Origin of the sequence: Asticcacaulis machinosus (assembly GCF_028550435.1) — a bacterium.
GTDB classification, from domain to species: domain Bacteria; phylum Pseudomonadota; class Alphaproteobacteria; order Caulobacterales; family Caulobacteraceae; genus Asticcacaulis; species Asticcacaulis machinosus.
The window spans coordinates 727,604-740,753 of sequence record NZ_JAQQKV010000001.1; the positions used below are offsets into that span (position 1 = coordinate 727,604).

Here is a 13,150-nt window from a genome sequence, read left to right on the forward strand (position 1 = left end):
CTCTTGATTTTACCCCCCTCCTCCCACACTCTTTAAATCCCCTGAGACCTGATGGGTGATGCGCCGCCTTCCGGTTTCGCACATTTTATTGGAGCGGTGGTAGGAGTTTGGCCGATGGTGGGTAAGCCGCTGGCGTATGAAAGGGTGTATGGGATTATCAAACAGGCCATCTTAGAGGGTCTGTTCTGGCCGGGGCAGCGTATCGACAACGAACGCCTGAAATCGCTTGTGGGCACCAGCCACATCCCTATTCGCGAAGCGCTGAGGCGTCTGTCAGCCGAGGGGCTGGTGGAAGCCCATCGTCGCGAAGGCTTCACGGTTCCCTACGTGACCGAACCCATCATCCGCGGTCATTATGAATGGTTGCATATGGCCCTTTTATCTTCAGCGCGCAAAGGCACCCCGCCAGGGGCGGACATCCTCGCCGAGATCGACTTCCCAGAGATGCAGGCCATGTCTATTGCAGATGCCACTGCCCGCTTTTTTCTCGCCGTGGCCATCGCTGGCGGCAATGACGGCATGGAGGCGACTGTCCGGAGGGCCAACGACGGTTTGCACCTGATCCGGATACTCAAAGAGGACCTCCTGACAGACCGTCGGTCTGAACTTGATCAACTCATTGCTCTGTGGCGCTTCGGACCACTGATCGAATTTGAGACCGCGCTGGACGCCTACTTTACGCGCCGATATGCGATCTTACCGGAGATGGTGCGCCTCCTCCACCGCCGTTTTCCCAAGAACTAAAAATAAGACGCGCTTGCATCTAATCCGATCCCTAGACCTCGTCCGTTATAATCGGATTATAATTGTATTATAAAATTCATATAGCCACGCTTCGGCTCTACTCTCGGTTTTGCCATGATCCCCATGGCTTCAACCTTTGATAGGAGCTTTCCATGAATACCCAAACGGAAAAGACCACTGACTTCGCGCCACTCGTCGAAGATATCATCGAACTGGGCGTCGCCTCTGTGGACACCCTCGGCCCTCCGGGCTCGGGTGAAGCCAACGGCTTTCAACCTACCGGCATTTCCGAAGACTGACACGGGCCGGAAGGCGTGCGGGCCCGCTCGCACGCCTGTCCCTAACCGCCATCCCCCATGTCACAGAGTTATCGCCTCCCTAAAACGCTCACCTATTGCCTTATTGCGGGGCGACCGGTGTTTTTTGACGTTTCCAAAGACCGGTATTTCCATCTCCCCACCTCACTGGAGGCCCCTTTCGCGGAAGGTCTCGTGCCGGACGACCTCCCCGCACACACGCTTCACGCATTGCAACACCGAGATATTATCGTGCCATCTGCGCAGCCGTCCCTCGCGTTCTCACCGGTCGTCCATCCCGTTCCGTCTCACAGCTTGTTGGAAATGGGACAGGGCGAGCCTAGGTGCGGCGTTGGCGACATTCTCGAAGTCTGCGCGGATGTTGGTCGCCTTCAGAGGCACTTAAGAACCCGGCCCCTCCTCAGCCTTCTGGAAGCGACGGCAGCCCGTCCAAATTCAGCAACCCGCACCCACCCCGACATTCACTGTCTTGCGCTCAGGCACCGGCGCGCGCGTCGGTACAGCTTCATCGATACCATCTGCCTGCTGGACTCGCTGGCGTTGCTCGCCTTTCTGCGCCGCCGCGGCCACGCTGCAAAGCTTATCTTCGCCGTTAACCTGACGCCCTTTGGCGCGCACTGCTGGGTGGAACATGATGGCATCATTTTGAACGACACGCTCGGCAGCACGCAAACCTTCCAGCCGATTCGGATACAATGAGGTGACGGTGTTTGCCCTCAAGTACAATGTTCACGGCTTGGCACAGAGCCGTGTCGACGCGCCCGCCCCACCACCCCATATTCGATTGGCATGCCAGAACGATGTTCTTTTGTTCGGTGACGTGTATCACCAAGACGTGTCAGATCGTCTGCGCCTACGAGCCTTGTTGGGCCAGATAACGCCGGAGGACTTGCGGCGGACACTCCTCACCAAGTGTTGGGGAAATTTCGTTTGCGTGTTCCCGGCCTCGGCCGAACGCCCTTATCTGGAGGTTCTCCGCTCACCGTTCAGCACGCTCGACTGCTTTACGGCGCTTAATGACAATCACCTTTATATTTTCTCGGATCTGACGCTCGCCCAGGGACTGGGTTTGCCCATCAGGGCCATCGACTGGACGTTCGTGCGTCAGACACTGGTTTATGCCAATCTCGCGGGCGGCCGCACAGGGCTGACCGGCATCTCGCAAATTCTGCCTGGATTCAGTGGCGTCTGGCAGGCTGGAAGCCTCGTCCAAAAGCCTATCTGGTCGCCGTGGCCCTTTACGGATCGCAATCGACAATTTCGGACCTTGCCAGAGGCCACTTTCGCCCTTCGGCAAAGCCTCGACCACACCATGTCACGGCTGACCGACGGCCTGACGCACGCCTTCATCGAACTCTCCGGCGGGTTGGATTCGTCGATCATCGCAGGCTGTCTGGCTGGACGCGGCTTCCCAATGACGGCCCTCAATCTGATCACGCCTGTGCCGGGCGCCGACGAGCGCGTCTACGCGCGTGACGTTTCCGTCCTGTCCAATATCGATACGAGTTATCAGGAACTCGACCTTGAGGCCGTTGAAGCTATTGTCGAACCGGAGACCTTGCACCCTCTTCCGGGCATGGAGATGCTACAGGCAGCGGTTGATCGCATGTCTGTGACCCACTTTAAGCCAACACGCACCGATACCTTGTTCACGGGCGCTGGTGGCGACAGTGTGTTGTGTTACCTGTCAACCGCTGGCAGCGCGGCAGATGCATTACTGACGTTCGGCCCTGGGTCCCGTTTCTGGACAGCGCTGCATGACCTTTGTTCGCTCTACAATATCACGCTCTGGAAAGGCGCCAGGCTGGTTCTGAAAAAGGTTTTTGCTAAGCCGCACCTCGGGTGGAAAGCCGAAAGGCGTTTTTTGAGCGATGAGGCCACCGCCGTCCAACCGTTCGACCATCCCTGGCTGACCCGACCACCCGGCGTACCGCCGGGTAAGGCGCAACACGCATTGGAGTCTCTTTCCTCGAAGTTCTTTATTGAGGGCATGGGCCGACGCTATACCGCACAGGTTCATCTGCCGCTTTTGTGCCAACCCGTCGTGGAAACGTGCTTGCGCATCCCAACGTGGATGTGGACCGATCAGGGTCAAAATCGCGCGATCGCCCGGTACGCCTTTGCTGACCGCCTGCCAGACCGCGTCCGCCTCCGACGCAGCAAAGGCAACTTTGTCGGCTACTATGGCCAGGTATATGAGCGCGCTCGCGATCAATTGCGACCTTACCTGTGCGAAGGTGAACTGGCCACCGCGGGCCTGATAGATGTTGCGGCATTGAATACCTATCTTAACCAGCCCATCGCCAAACGCGACCGCGAGTTTCAGCGGGTGTTCGAGCTGGCGCGCATGGAATCGTGGTTACGGTCTACGAAGCGGCGGTTGGGCACCCCGACCTGACGCTTCTTGGCGAAGCCCTGTATGCGTCCCGCATCTTCGACCAGATCGCGAACTGCTCCGCCTTTTCGTTGGATGGGTCAATCCTGTCAGCCAGCCAGAAGCGAAACCAGTCGATGTTTCGAGTGTAAGCAGCATACTGATGCCGGGGTTGAAACTTCATATGCGGCTCGTCCGGAAAGACATACATATCAACGGGCGTACCTGCGTGACGCATGGGTACAATAAAGTCGAGCATTTCCAGATATTCCTGCTCTGGCACCTGAGCCAGCAAGGGAACGCGCAAGCGGTCGATCTGAAGCGCCGGCGAAATCTCCTTCCAGCGTTCTGGTGTCTCTTCGGGCGCGCCCAGCCCCCAGGTCGCGCGCAGTTCGTCGCGAAACGCCTGATCGCGGAACCCGCGATACCAGTAGTAGCTTGGCGAAATGGCCGTAGAGGTAACCGAAGCCGCCGCTAACAGGTCAGAATGCATCATGGTCCAATAGGTGACCTCGCTGCCAAAACTCAGCCCCCCCATGCCGACGCGGCAGCGGTCGATCTGGCCCTCTTTGCTGAGGCGATTGACGATGGCGCTGATGGCAGACGGTGCGCGATTGTAGCGCGTCAGGGCGTTTCGCGGCGACGGCGGCGGATTATTGATGCAGAGGCTGGCAACTCCTTGCGCCGCCAGAGCGGCGAACGGCCATTCGTCACCTAAGCCCCCGCGCAGGAACCCCCGGCACGTGTAGTAGTTGACGAAAAGCGGGGCGGGTCCCGTTCCGTCGGTCGCCGGATAATAGATACCGCTGTAGGCCTGACCCTCGTCACTCACCCAGTTGAGCGTTTCCGCGACAAGGGGCTTGCCCTCAAAGAGCCCCTGATTTGGGGCATCCAACATGGCCTTCCGGCGCCCCTGGCCATGGAAAGCCACCAATCTCGGCGGCGTGCGGGGATCGGCCTCCACGCAGACGAGAACGGAATTGCCGACGGCGCACGGCGCTTCCGGCAAGCGACCGCCATTGAGTAAGCCGTTCGATCGGGCGACCCTGTCTACCCTGCCCGTATCCGGAAACCATCGGTAGACGCTCTGTGCGTTCGCGCGCGTGTAGTCCCGTGACGCGAAAACAACGGCCCGTCCGTCGGGCGTCCAGACGAGCCATTCCAGCATTCCTGCCGTACAGGCCACCGCGTCACATGACAAAGACATCCCCCGATTGTCTGTTACGACGAGACTGCGCGTTCGGGAGGACGCCATAACCGTCTCATTGGTTTGAGCGATAATTGCGGCGCGACGTCCCTGCCGTGATGTCACGGCCATGACTTCACCAGACAGCGCCGTGCTCGCGCTCACAACACCGGCCAGATCGCCTGAAACCTCGCTCCACGCACCGCTCTGCGTATCCAGACGCCGTACGACCGGCGGCTGATCCGCCAGTAGGGGGGCGCGATCCATCCACGACCCCGAGTAACGCACCGTCGACGGTTGTCCCGTTGTTAGGTTCGATCGGAATAAGGGCTGACCGATGGGAACGGATGCGTCAAGACGTACGCCTTGCGCATATTGACGTGCTTCCTCGCGTGCGATCGCGTCGCGACTTGGGAAGAACGACGCTGTTACCCATCGGCCATCCTCACTCAGGCGGAAGTCCCGGAGATTTGCCCCCGCCCGTGTGACTTGTTCGCTCCGTGCCGTCGACACCTCGACTCGCCAGAGTTCGATCTCTCCTTTGAAGGCCGCCCGGTAATACAGAAAACGGCCGTCCGGCGACCACTGCGGGGCCTCAATCATAGACTGCCCCGCGCTATCGCGCAGTGGCCAACCCCCGTCACTCAGAGGGTGCCCTTCACCGCCCGCAACCCGCGCCACGTACCAGTGTGACTGGATGCTATTATCTTCTATGCGGGCCTGTTCCCGGCGATAGGCGACCCATTGCCCATCGAGGGACAGAGCTAGACCGGACAGGTCGACGACTTCGACCAAATCGCGTGCGGTTGCGTCCGCCAGAACGGGCCCCGCGCCCATCGCGACTATGGCCATCGCCATCAACGCCCCTGTGCAACACTCCCCGCCCCACGCACAGGCGCGCAGGGAGGCATGGGAGCGGCGAACGCCGCTCCCTTTTCTGGCTTTATTCATGGGAGGCCCTTTTAGAAGCGCTTCTTCAGACTTAGGGCCACGTACCGACCAATGGCCGATGTGTTGGCGCTATCAAAGGCAATGCCCTCCTGCGTCAACGCCGGGCCATAGGCATAGGGTGGGTCACGATCCAGCGCATTTTGTATCGAGAGGCTAATATCAACATCCGACAGGGCACGCGTCCCCTCCGGCCGCCAGACCAGTGTCAGGTCGACGGTGGTCCATGACCCCACGTCACCATTGGGTGTGACGAAGGTATCGCGCGATCCCGCCACGTAGTTGACGATGGCCGTGGTTGTGAAGGTGCCCACTGACCATGTCGCCCCGCCCCGCGCGCGCGTTTTTGGCGGATTGAACACCGTTCCGGTCAATGTGCGTTCCGGCATCCCCTCCACCGTGACCTGAACGATATCTAGGCAGGTCGCATTGACGAAAACCTCTAAAGTTTGATCGCCAATATCTACAGGTGCGCGGAACGAAAAATCTGTGCCCTCAATTTCCTGGCGACTGACATTGAGTTTCCGGTTGTCGGCCAGGGCTACAAGGGTGTTGGGATCATAGACCTGACCGCTATAGTTCGACAGGCGGCGCGATATGGCAATGGCATCGGCCTGTTGAGCCGGTGTCGGCGCCAGCGTCACGAATGGGGCATAGACTGGGTTGGACAATGCCTGCGTATACGGTGTGACCGGTGCCAGAACGCGGTCCGTGTAATCTATGCGGAAGCGCGACACCGATAAACGGGCACCCGACCACGCCTCTGGCGACCAGTCGGCACCAATGGTCCAGGTCTTGGCGCGCTCAGGCTTCAGATCGACATTGCCGCCAACGAGCAACATAGCCACCCCCGATGAGGCGGACCCCATAGTCTGCGCGCTGTACAGTAACGCGTTCACAGGACTGGCTAATTCGCTGAGCCCCGGCGCCTTGAAGGAGGTGCCGATAGAGCCACGAATAGCCAAATCGGGCACCGGGTGATAGCGGAACCCGTATTTGTAGGTCGAGGTCAGATCGTATCGATCGTAATCCTCCACGCGGCTGGCCACCGTCAGGTCGAGACGGTTCAAACCGGTCCGATTCTCCGACGGTGCGACAACTGGAATGAGGGCCTCAGCATAGGCAAACGAGACCTTGCGACGGAAATGGTCTACGGCTGGGGTGACCCGGCGATAATCCTCGTCACGATAGCCCGCACCTACAGCCAATTTAACAGGCCCACTTGGCAAGGTCAGAAGTGTGCCGGTCGCCGAGACCTCTCCGGATTTGAGAAGGGAACGGTAATAGTCCGTATATCCCACACCGCCCAGCGGCGCGTAACCATAAGACCCGGCTCCGCGCGAAACGGTCACATCAGCCTTCAGGCTCCAGTCACCGCCCAGTCGCACATCGAGACCCGGTGCCAGCATGTAATTTCGGACATCGTTAAAACCGAGATAGGGGGTGCCCGTACGAGTATATTGGATTGTCGAGCCGGATTTATGCGCGTTGACCAGAGCGTCGACACTCAACTCGATGCGACTGGTAAGCCTGTAACCGCCATTGAGGAAGACCGATTTACGCTCAATCGGGCGCATCAGCGTATTGTATGGACCGGCATTGGCGGTAACTTTTCGATCCTGGGTCAGGATTTCGTCCTGATTAGAATAGTCGAGGTGCACGAGGGCATGCCCCCTCTCCCCGACCCGCCCGATGAGCAGCGTGTAGTTTTGCTCGAAGTCGCCGCCTTGCGTGGCGGCCCCCAGACGTGCCCCAATTTCTGCGCCGTCATAATCTTTGCGTATGATGAAGTTGGCGACACCGGCCACAGCGTCCGAGCCATAGAGGGCGGACGCCCCATCGGTGACGATTTCCACGCGCGCCAGCGCTGAAAGCGGAATGCCGGTGATATCGCTGCCGCCGTAGGGTCCAACGGCGGCCAGACGGTGCCCGTTGACCAAGACGAGATTGGCGTCGGTACCGAGCCCGCGCAGATTTATGGTTGAGGCATTGAACGTGTTGTTATTGGTGTCGATTGGACTTTGCATCATGCCCGGATTCTGGCCACCGGCGAAGGTCTGCGGCAGGCTGCGGATCAGATCACCGGTCTGGCTGTAACCTGACCGCTCAATGTCCTTGCGTGACACGACGTGTACAGGCGAGGTTGGATAGGCGTCCTGAATGCGGGTGCCTGTTACCACAACTTCGGTGGGTTCTTCGACGGCGGCGTCACCGATTGCACTGGCTTGCCTCTCCGACACCTTTAAATAAATAGCGCTATCGGATTCGGAGGCCACGACGAAGCGGGTATTGGCCAAAAGAAACGCCAGCGCTTCTGCCCGCGTGAAGTTGCCATTCACCGCTGGCGCCGTGGTTTTGGCCGCCTCGCTGTAATCAAACATGATGGCGACGCCAGACTGACGCGCATATTCATTTAACGCCGACGCCGTCGATCTGGCTTCGATGTGATAGGCGCGTTTGCCATCGTCGGCTCCCGCGCAAGACGCAGATAGCACAACCATTCCAGCGGCAAGCGCCCAGGCCGAGGTGCGAGTGGCCCAAAAGGAACGCGATTTTACATACATGAACTTATCCCCTCAGATGTACGTCACTTTCGTGACAGGCGGCCGTTATGCGAACGGGCGAGCCTCATCCCTAATTGAGAGAGTAAGATTTAATCCCTAGACGGACAAATACGTTTTATCGAGAAAGTATGATGCTGTGGCTTTCATGCGCCACATGGATACCGAAGGACGCTTCCAAACCGGCGAGAAGTTTTGAGGGATCGTGATTGGCGAACCGCCCCCCCATGGTGATACCGCCCAGCTCTGGGTTGGCGATGATAATTTTTTTGTCGAGATAGCGATTATACTCCTCAACGACTTCGCTCAGGACCTGACCATTCAGAACCAGCTCGTCGTTTCGCCATCCCGTCAAGAAGTCCATATCGTTCGACGATACCGGCCGCACCCGCCCCGCCCCATGCGTCACGATCGCGGCCTGCCTCGGTGCAATTTTCACCAGAGGCGTGCCCCCGCCAGCAATCGTCGCGGTGCCGGACAGACTTATCAAATCCAGAGAGGTGTCGCGCAGTCGGGCGATATATTCCCCAGGAGCCAAATCAGCGGCGTGCTTCCCGGCCTGCAAGCGTAACGCCTTGGTGTTCGGCGCGATCTGTATGGCGATTTCACCCCGTTTCAGCCACAGATCACGGTGCCCCTCCGTCAGCCGCCACTCCACCTGCGTGTCGGTATTAAGTTCGAGTAGGCTTCCATCGGGAAACTTCACAGCTTTACGTTCACCCACCACCGTCTCGGCGCGGACGCGACCGCTGCCGAAGTTCACGGCTACCGCGCCTAGGGCCACCATGGCGACGACACCTGCGGCGATGCGGCCAGACGTCAAAATCGTTCGACGCGTAGGCTGGGGCAAAGGTTCGACTGGGGCGGTCAGCCCCCGAAGTTTTTCCAACTGGCGCATGGAGGCATAGACACGGGCGAAGGCAGCGGCGTTGCGCGGATCGGCCGCGCGCCAAGCTTCGAACTCAGCGTGATCCCCCTCACCGCTGTCCATGCGCGCAAACCACTGCGCGGCGATCTCAGAGAGTTCGTCGATGGTGGAAGCTTCCGATGTCATGCGATTGTCATTCCGCTCAGCCCAAGGATACGCTTAGGTGTTTCTACCGGAGCATAGTTCAATTTTAAGCGGTAGTCTAATCGACGTCTCGAACGATCTTGCGCTTTCCGCCACTAAGCGCAAAGCCCCCTCCCCCTAGTGTGTCCACGCCTTCAAAGCCAGCGTCCATCATGGCCTGATTGAAGAGAAACGCCCCTCGAGCGATATGGTAGTCAACCCCCTTGACCGTCAGGCCCAGTCGGTGGGCAATTTCCTTCACAGACAGCCCATCAAGTCTGCGCATGAGCAGAACGCGCCGCGTCATGTCTGGCAAGGTGTTGATCGCGTCCAGGCCGGCGCGAACCTGCTCGCGAACGGACACTGCTTCAAATCCATCAAGGCTCTGCGTTGCGAATTCCAGCGTTTCGACATCGGGTAAGGCCCGCATCGAAACGATTTTGGATCGGCGGATACGGTCGACGCCGCGCGTCAGGACCGCTCGCATCACCCACGTGTGCGGCCTCTTGGTGGACCGCCACGTCTCACCTGTGAGCAACTCCGCATAGACGTCATGCAGCAGATCGCGAGCTGCCTCCTCTTCGCCCATCAAGCGCTTTGCTAACCAAAGGTACTGGCGCTCGTACGGCACGACGAAATCGGCAAACCAGCGGTCAACATCACGAATCCAAGGCAATTCCTGAGCCGCAGAACTATAGCGACGCTGCAACACTTGCACGAGCCGATCATCTTGAATCGCAGAATTTGGTCCCGGAGGCTTCACTTTTTCACTCAGAAACTAAATGCACTTTCTAAAAATGTGACATTTTATCACTGAATGCGCAATTGATTTCCGCATTATAATTAAGCGAAATTCACTTCAATTTATTTATTTGTGAAATTGAACAACCATGAGGCATGGGAAATGATTTAATGTCTAGATTTGGAGCTTTACTCGCTGCACATCGCAGGGACAAAGATCTCACGCAGGCTGAACTAGCTGAAAAAGTCGGCTTGACGCGCGAAATGATCGGTTTAATCGAGACCGGGAAACATGGGACTAACTTCCTAAACATCGAACTTATTTGCTCGAAACTTGAAATTGACTATTCCGAATTGTTTAGTCTCAACGTCTCAAATCCCGTGGTGGGAGATCCGAAGCTACAATCTATCCTACTGCGGCTAGTCAATTTGCCCGACTCCGATTTGGATTGGGTGGAGAATGTGCTCGAAGTCGTGTTGACAAGAAGACAGTGAAAGGCGTTGCAATCGGCTCTTCAGAAGTGGCATGCGCATTATAAAAATCGACAAATTAAATGCACACGCGCACTCTACTTCCGCATAATAATTATAAGGAAACCAGATTAATTTCAATGGTTTGATTTTCCGCTTACCCAAGTAGATATGTCTAGTGAACTTGCGGATAGATTCGGCTCATTACTAGCCGCCCATCGGAAACGAAAAGGCATGTCTCAAGCTGAGTTGGCTGAAGCGGCTGGTTTAAGTAGAGATATGATCGGCCGTATGGAAACCGGTAGGTCGGGTGCGAGATTTCCAAACATAGAACGGCTATGCGCGGCACTAGATATAGATGTCGGTGAACTCTTCAGCATCGCATCCAATAACCCAGTAGTCGAAAATCCAAAGTTACAGACAATCATGCTTCGCCTTGCAAAGATGTCCGATACGGATCTGGATTGGGTCAGTGGCGTGCTGGATAGCGTTCTTACACGGCGCACGTAGGTTGCGGATTACAAAGACAGCTATCGGGAGGCTTCCCTCATTTAATTAAATCGCTGTAGGCCCCGTCAATCATGCTCCGGGAATAGGCGAGCAGTCGTCGCACCCTTAGCCGCATATAATCCGAACCATCCGCCCACTCGTCCGCAGCGCTTTCTCCGAACAGAGCGATGGCAATATCACGCTGACTGGCACCTGCGGTGTAACCGTCGTACGCGCGTAAAGCGTGAACCCACCGCTCGGCTTTGGTTTCCATGGGATAGAGCTTCTGCACGAACCTGCCCTGCTGGTGTAACCCCACCAGTCGACGTAGGCTCATAATCCGGGGTTCCAAGTGCTTGAACCCGGACAGTGCGTAGCGAAGGTATACCGGCCCCGACAAAACCGAACCTTCGAGAACAAAGAGCTGAAGGTGGCGAACGCCATCGGTCAACAGCACCACCTCAAAGCCTTCTTCGAGTATCAGGACGTTGGCCAAGCCCCCATACTGGTGCAAGTCAAAAGCATTTTCTGCGCTGTAGGCTGGCAGCGTGCGCACCAAAAGAACCGATCTATCCCAGTCCGGTCGCCAGAACACACGCGCCGTATCACCAAAGGACACCTCATCCAATGCGAAAGGATACCCCCCATTGGCCGGCATCTACGGCCGACCGTGCACGAACTACTCTGACCCCGCGCTGCTGGGGGAAGCTAATGGGAGGCATCTCGCTTTGCGGTCGTTCCCGATAACGAGGGTTTCGCCTAAGCCATGCCCACGCCCAGCCAACCCTATCCATTTCGACAAGCGGCCGGTAGGCGGCCCCGTCCCTCCACTGATCAGCGCACGTCATCATCCGCAACTCCATGCCTACTGCGTTGACCGCGTTTAGGTAATTTGTTCACCATAAGTATGATAATGCCGTTTACGGCATTTAAGAAATGATTTTATCCACAGGTCACGCTGTTATTCACAAACACCCTTAATGTTTGTGACAATGCCACAGTCAGAAATGTACCCGCGATAGGGGGTGCGGCTGACTGAAAGCCCGAAAAAAGACTCCCGATTTTCGAGATATCGAGATATCGAGATTGGATGAGAACTTCTCAGCAACTTTCTGTCTAACCACGGATTTCGATCTAGGAAATAGCGCACTTACTGCCATGCGCCAGAAGCAGTCACCAAGCCAAACCGCAAACTCCCATGATCAGACGCCTCGGCATATGATCCTTCGTGGCCCAGTTATGTCGCGGACATGTTCGCGAACACTTCCTTGGCCGCAAACAGCCCGTTGAGCGCCGCTGGGAAACCGGCATAAACCGCCATCTGCATGATGATCTCGGTGATTTCGTCCCGTGACAGTCCGACGTTCAGGCCCGCCTCGATATGTACTTTCAGTTGGGGAGCAGCGTTGCCCATGGCCGTCAGCGCTGCGATGGTAGCAATCTCTCGGGCGCGCAGATCGAGTCCGGGGCGGCTGTAGATATCTCCGAACGGGAACTCGATCAGATAGGTCGCAAAGTCGGGCGCTATATCTGCAAGCGAGGCGACGACGTTCTCTCCGGCCTGGCCGTCGATATCAGCGAACGCGCGCTGCCCGCGTTCCAGTCGGCTTTCGTCGGCGCTCTGGTGGTGTTGCGTCAAAATCTTTCATCCTCTGTTGTTGACCGGCGTACCCGGCGATCTTGCTGTCGAGGACGAGAAGAGAGGCCTGGAGTTCGGCAGCATGGGTGCGGACGCGCTCACGATGCTGTTCCAGCAATTCTCGCCGCTCTGTCTCTGTACTGACGCCGCTCTCCCGCAGAGCTGCATAACGCAGCATGTCCCTGATCGGCATCCCGGTCGTTCGCAGACGCCCAAGGAATTCGATCCAGATCAGGATTGATGCGTCGTAGTCCCGCTGGCTCGACTGGTCCCTGTCCGCACAGGGAAGTAGCCCGATCCGTTCATAGTAACGGATGGTATGGGCTGACAATCCCGAGCGCTTCGCCAGTTCACCGATCTTCATGAGCACCTGTTCTCGTCACGACGCATCAACAGATACGAGTTAGAGTGCACTCTAAGTCAATAGTGTTTTTATGTGAAAAATGGAGGTCTTTAATTTCTGACACCCTTGGACCATCTGCGGGATCAGTCTCATTCGCGCCCAAATGTATGGACCGGCTGCCGATCGCAAGTGAGAATATGCAGGGATAGCAGAAGTCGCTTATATGTATTCGGCCTGTTTGGTCGGCATGCGAGCCGTGGCCTTGATGGATATACGCACACACGTT

At 57.4% G+C, this 13,150-nt stretch carries 14 protein-coding genes; 6 read left to right on the forward strand and 8 right to left on the reverse strand.

The genetic code is table 11. The features are described from left to right. Positions 1-51 precede the first annotated feature (51 nt). The 4 genes from PQU98_RS03455 to PQU98_RS03470 all read left to right on the forward strand — a co-directional run bounded on the left by PQU98_RS03455 (position 52) and on the right by PQU98_RS03470 (position 3,459). Positions 52-744 carry a GntR family transcriptional regulator gene (locus PQU98_RS03455; RefSeq protein WP_272743480.1) on the forward strand — a complete coding sequence of 231 codons (693 nt, stop codon included), beginning with the start codon at positions 52-54 and terminating at the stop codon, positions 742-744. A 152-nt stretch (positions 745-896) separates the two neighbouring features. Continuing rightward, positions 897-1,043 (forward strand): benenodin family lasso peptide, encoded by a 147-nt coding sequence (locus PQU98_RS03460; RefSeq protein WP_272743481.1) that lies wholly within the window; start codon positions 897-899, stop codon positions 1,041-1,043. A gap of 117 nt (positions 1,044-1,160) precedes the next feature. Next, entirely contained in the window at positions 1,161-1,760 is a 600-nt protein-coding gene (locus PQU98_RS03465; protein WP_272743482.1) for a lasso peptide biosynthesis B2 protein, read from the forward strand. A gap of 1 nt (position 1,761) precedes the next feature. After that, a complete protein-coding gene (locus PQU98_RS03470; protein ID WP_272743484.1) occupies positions 1,762-3,459 on the forward strand; it encodes an asparagine synthase-related protein in 1,698 nt (565 codons plus the stop codon). Here the strand turns inward: PQU98_RS03470 and PQU98_RS03475 are convergent. The 4 genes from PQU98_RS03475 to PQU98_RS03490 all read right to left on the reverse strand — a co-directional run bounded on the left by PQU98_RS03475 (position 3,428) and on the right by PQU98_RS03490 (position 9,893). Beyond that, a complete protein-coding gene (locus tag PQU98_RS03475) occupies positions 3,428-5,572 on the reverse strand; it encodes an Atxe2 family lasso peptide isopeptidase (protein ID WP_368408131.1) in 2,145 nt (714 codons plus the stop codon). The two genes, PQU98_RS03470 and PQU98_RS03475, sit on opposite strands and share 32 nt — an antisense overlap. Before the next feature lie 11 nt (positions 5,573-5,583). After that, complete coding sequence (locus PQU98_RS03480; protein WP_272743485.1) at positions 5,584-8,133, reverse strand: TonB-dependent receptor plug domain-containing protein; 2,550 nt, start codon at positions 8,131-8,133, stop codon at positions 5,584-5,586. Positions 8,134-8,248: 115 nt separating this feature from the next. Then, a complete protein-coding gene (locus PQU98_RS03485) occupies positions 8,249-9,184 on the reverse strand; it encodes a FecR family protein (RefSeq protein ID WP_272743486.1) in 936 nt (311 codons plus the stop codon). Between the two features lie 76 nt (positions 9,185-9,260). Continuing rightward, positions 9,261-9,893: an RNA polymerase sigma factor gene (locus PQU98_RS03490; RefSeq protein ID WP_272743487.1), complete on the reverse strand. Its 633-nt coding sequence runs from the start codon at positions 9,891-9,893 to the stop codon at positions 9,261-9,263. Positions 9,894-10,093: 200 nt separating this feature from the next. Between PQU98_RS03490 and PQU98_RS17005 the strand changes: the two genes are divergently transcribed. Both PQU98_RS17005 and PQU98_RS17010 read left to right on the forward strand, forming a co-directional pair. Beyond that, positions 10,094-10,417, forward strand: coding sequence for a helix-turn-helix transcriptional regulator (locus PQU98_RS17005; protein WP_368408132.1), 324 nt, complete (start codon positions 10,094-10,096; stop codon positions 10,415-10,417). Positions 10,418-10,564: 147 nt separating this feature from the next. Continuing rightward, positions 10,565-10,903: a helix-turn-helix domain-containing protein gene (locus PQU98_RS17010; RefSeq protein WP_368408133.1), complete on the forward strand. Its 339-nt coding sequence runs from the start codon at positions 10,565-10,567 to the stop codon at positions 10,901-10,903. Positions 10,904-10,940: 37 nt separating this feature from the next. Here the strand turns inward: PQU98_RS17010 and PQU98_RS03495 are convergent, their stop codons facing one another. The 4 genes from PQU98_RS03495 to PQU98_RS17020 form a co-directional block, all read right to left on the reverse strand. Beyond that, complete coding sequence (locus tag PQU98_RS03495) at positions 10,941-11,540, reverse strand: DUF2285 domain-containing protein (RefSeq protein ID WP_272743488.1); 600 nt, start codon at positions 11,538-11,540, stop codon at positions 10,941-10,943. Beyond that, positions 11,503-11,745: a transcriptional regulator domain-containing protein gene (locus tag PQU98_RS17015; protein ID WP_368408134.1), complete on the reverse strand. Its 243-nt coding sequence runs from the start codon at positions 11,743-11,745 to the stop codon at positions 11,503-11,505. Before PQU98_RS17015 ends, PQU98_RS03495 begins: the two co-directional genes overlap by 38 nt. A 374-nt stretch (positions 11,746-12,119) precedes the next feature. Beyond that, positions 12,120-12,521, reverse strand: a complete 402-nt coding sequence (locus PQU98_RS03500) for a carboxymuconolactone decarboxylase family protein (RefSeq protein WP_272743489.1) — start codon at positions 12,519-12,521, stop codon at positions 12,120-12,122. Then, positions 12,457-12,885 carry a MerR family transcriptional regulator gene (locus PQU98_RS17020; RefSeq protein ID WP_368408135.1) on the reverse strand — a complete coding sequence of 143 codons (429 nt, stop codon included), beginning with the start codon at positions 12,883-12,885 and terminating at the stop codon, positions 12,457-12,459. Before PQU98_RS17020 ends, PQU98_RS03500 begins: the two co-directional genes overlap by 65 nt. Positions 12,886-13,150: the final 265 nt, after the last annotated feature.

Bases quoted from the DNA above. Each gene is read 5' to 3' on its own strand.
- PQU98_RS03495 (WP_272743488.1), bottom strand. From the start codon at position 11,540: ATGCCGGCCAATGGGGGGTATCCTTTCGCATTGGATGAGGTGTCCTTT.
- PQU98_RS03455 (WP_272743480.1), top strand. From the start codon at position 52: ATGGGTGATGCGCCGCCTTCCGGTTTCGCACATTTTATTGGAGCGGTG.
- PQU98_RS17020 (WP_368408135.1), bottom strand. From the start codon at position 12,885: ATGAAGATCGGTGAACTGGCGAAGCGCTCGGGATTGTCAGCCCATACC.
- PQU98_RS03485 (WP_272743486.1), bottom strand. From the start codon at position 9,184: ATGACATCGGAAGCTTCCACCATCGACGAACTCTCTGAGATCGCCGCG.
- PQU98_RS03460 (WP_272743481.1), top strand. From the start codon at position 897: ATGAATACCCAAACGGAAAAGACCACTGACTTCGCGCCACTCGTCGAA.
- PQU98_RS03475 (WP_368408131.1), bottom strand. From the start codon at position 5,572: ATGAATAAAGCCAGAAAAGGGAGCGGCGTTCGCCGCTCCCATGCCTCC.
- PQU98_RS17010 (WP_368408133.1), top strand. From the start codon at position 10,565: ATGTCTAGTGAACTTGCGGATAGATTCGGCTCATTACTAGCCGCCCAT.
- PQU98_RS03480 (WP_272743485.1), bottom strand. From the start codon at position 8,133: ATGTATGTAAAATCGCGTTCCTTTTGGGCCACTCGCACCTCGGCCTGG.
- PQU98_RS17015 (WP_368408134.1), bottom strand. From the start codon at position 11,745: ATGGAGTTGCGGATGATGACGTGCGCTGATCAGTGGAGGGACGGGGCC.
- PQU98_RS17005 (WP_368408132.1), top strand. From the start codon at position 10,094: ATGTCTAGATTTGGAGCTTTACTCGCTGCACATCGCAGGGACAAAGAT.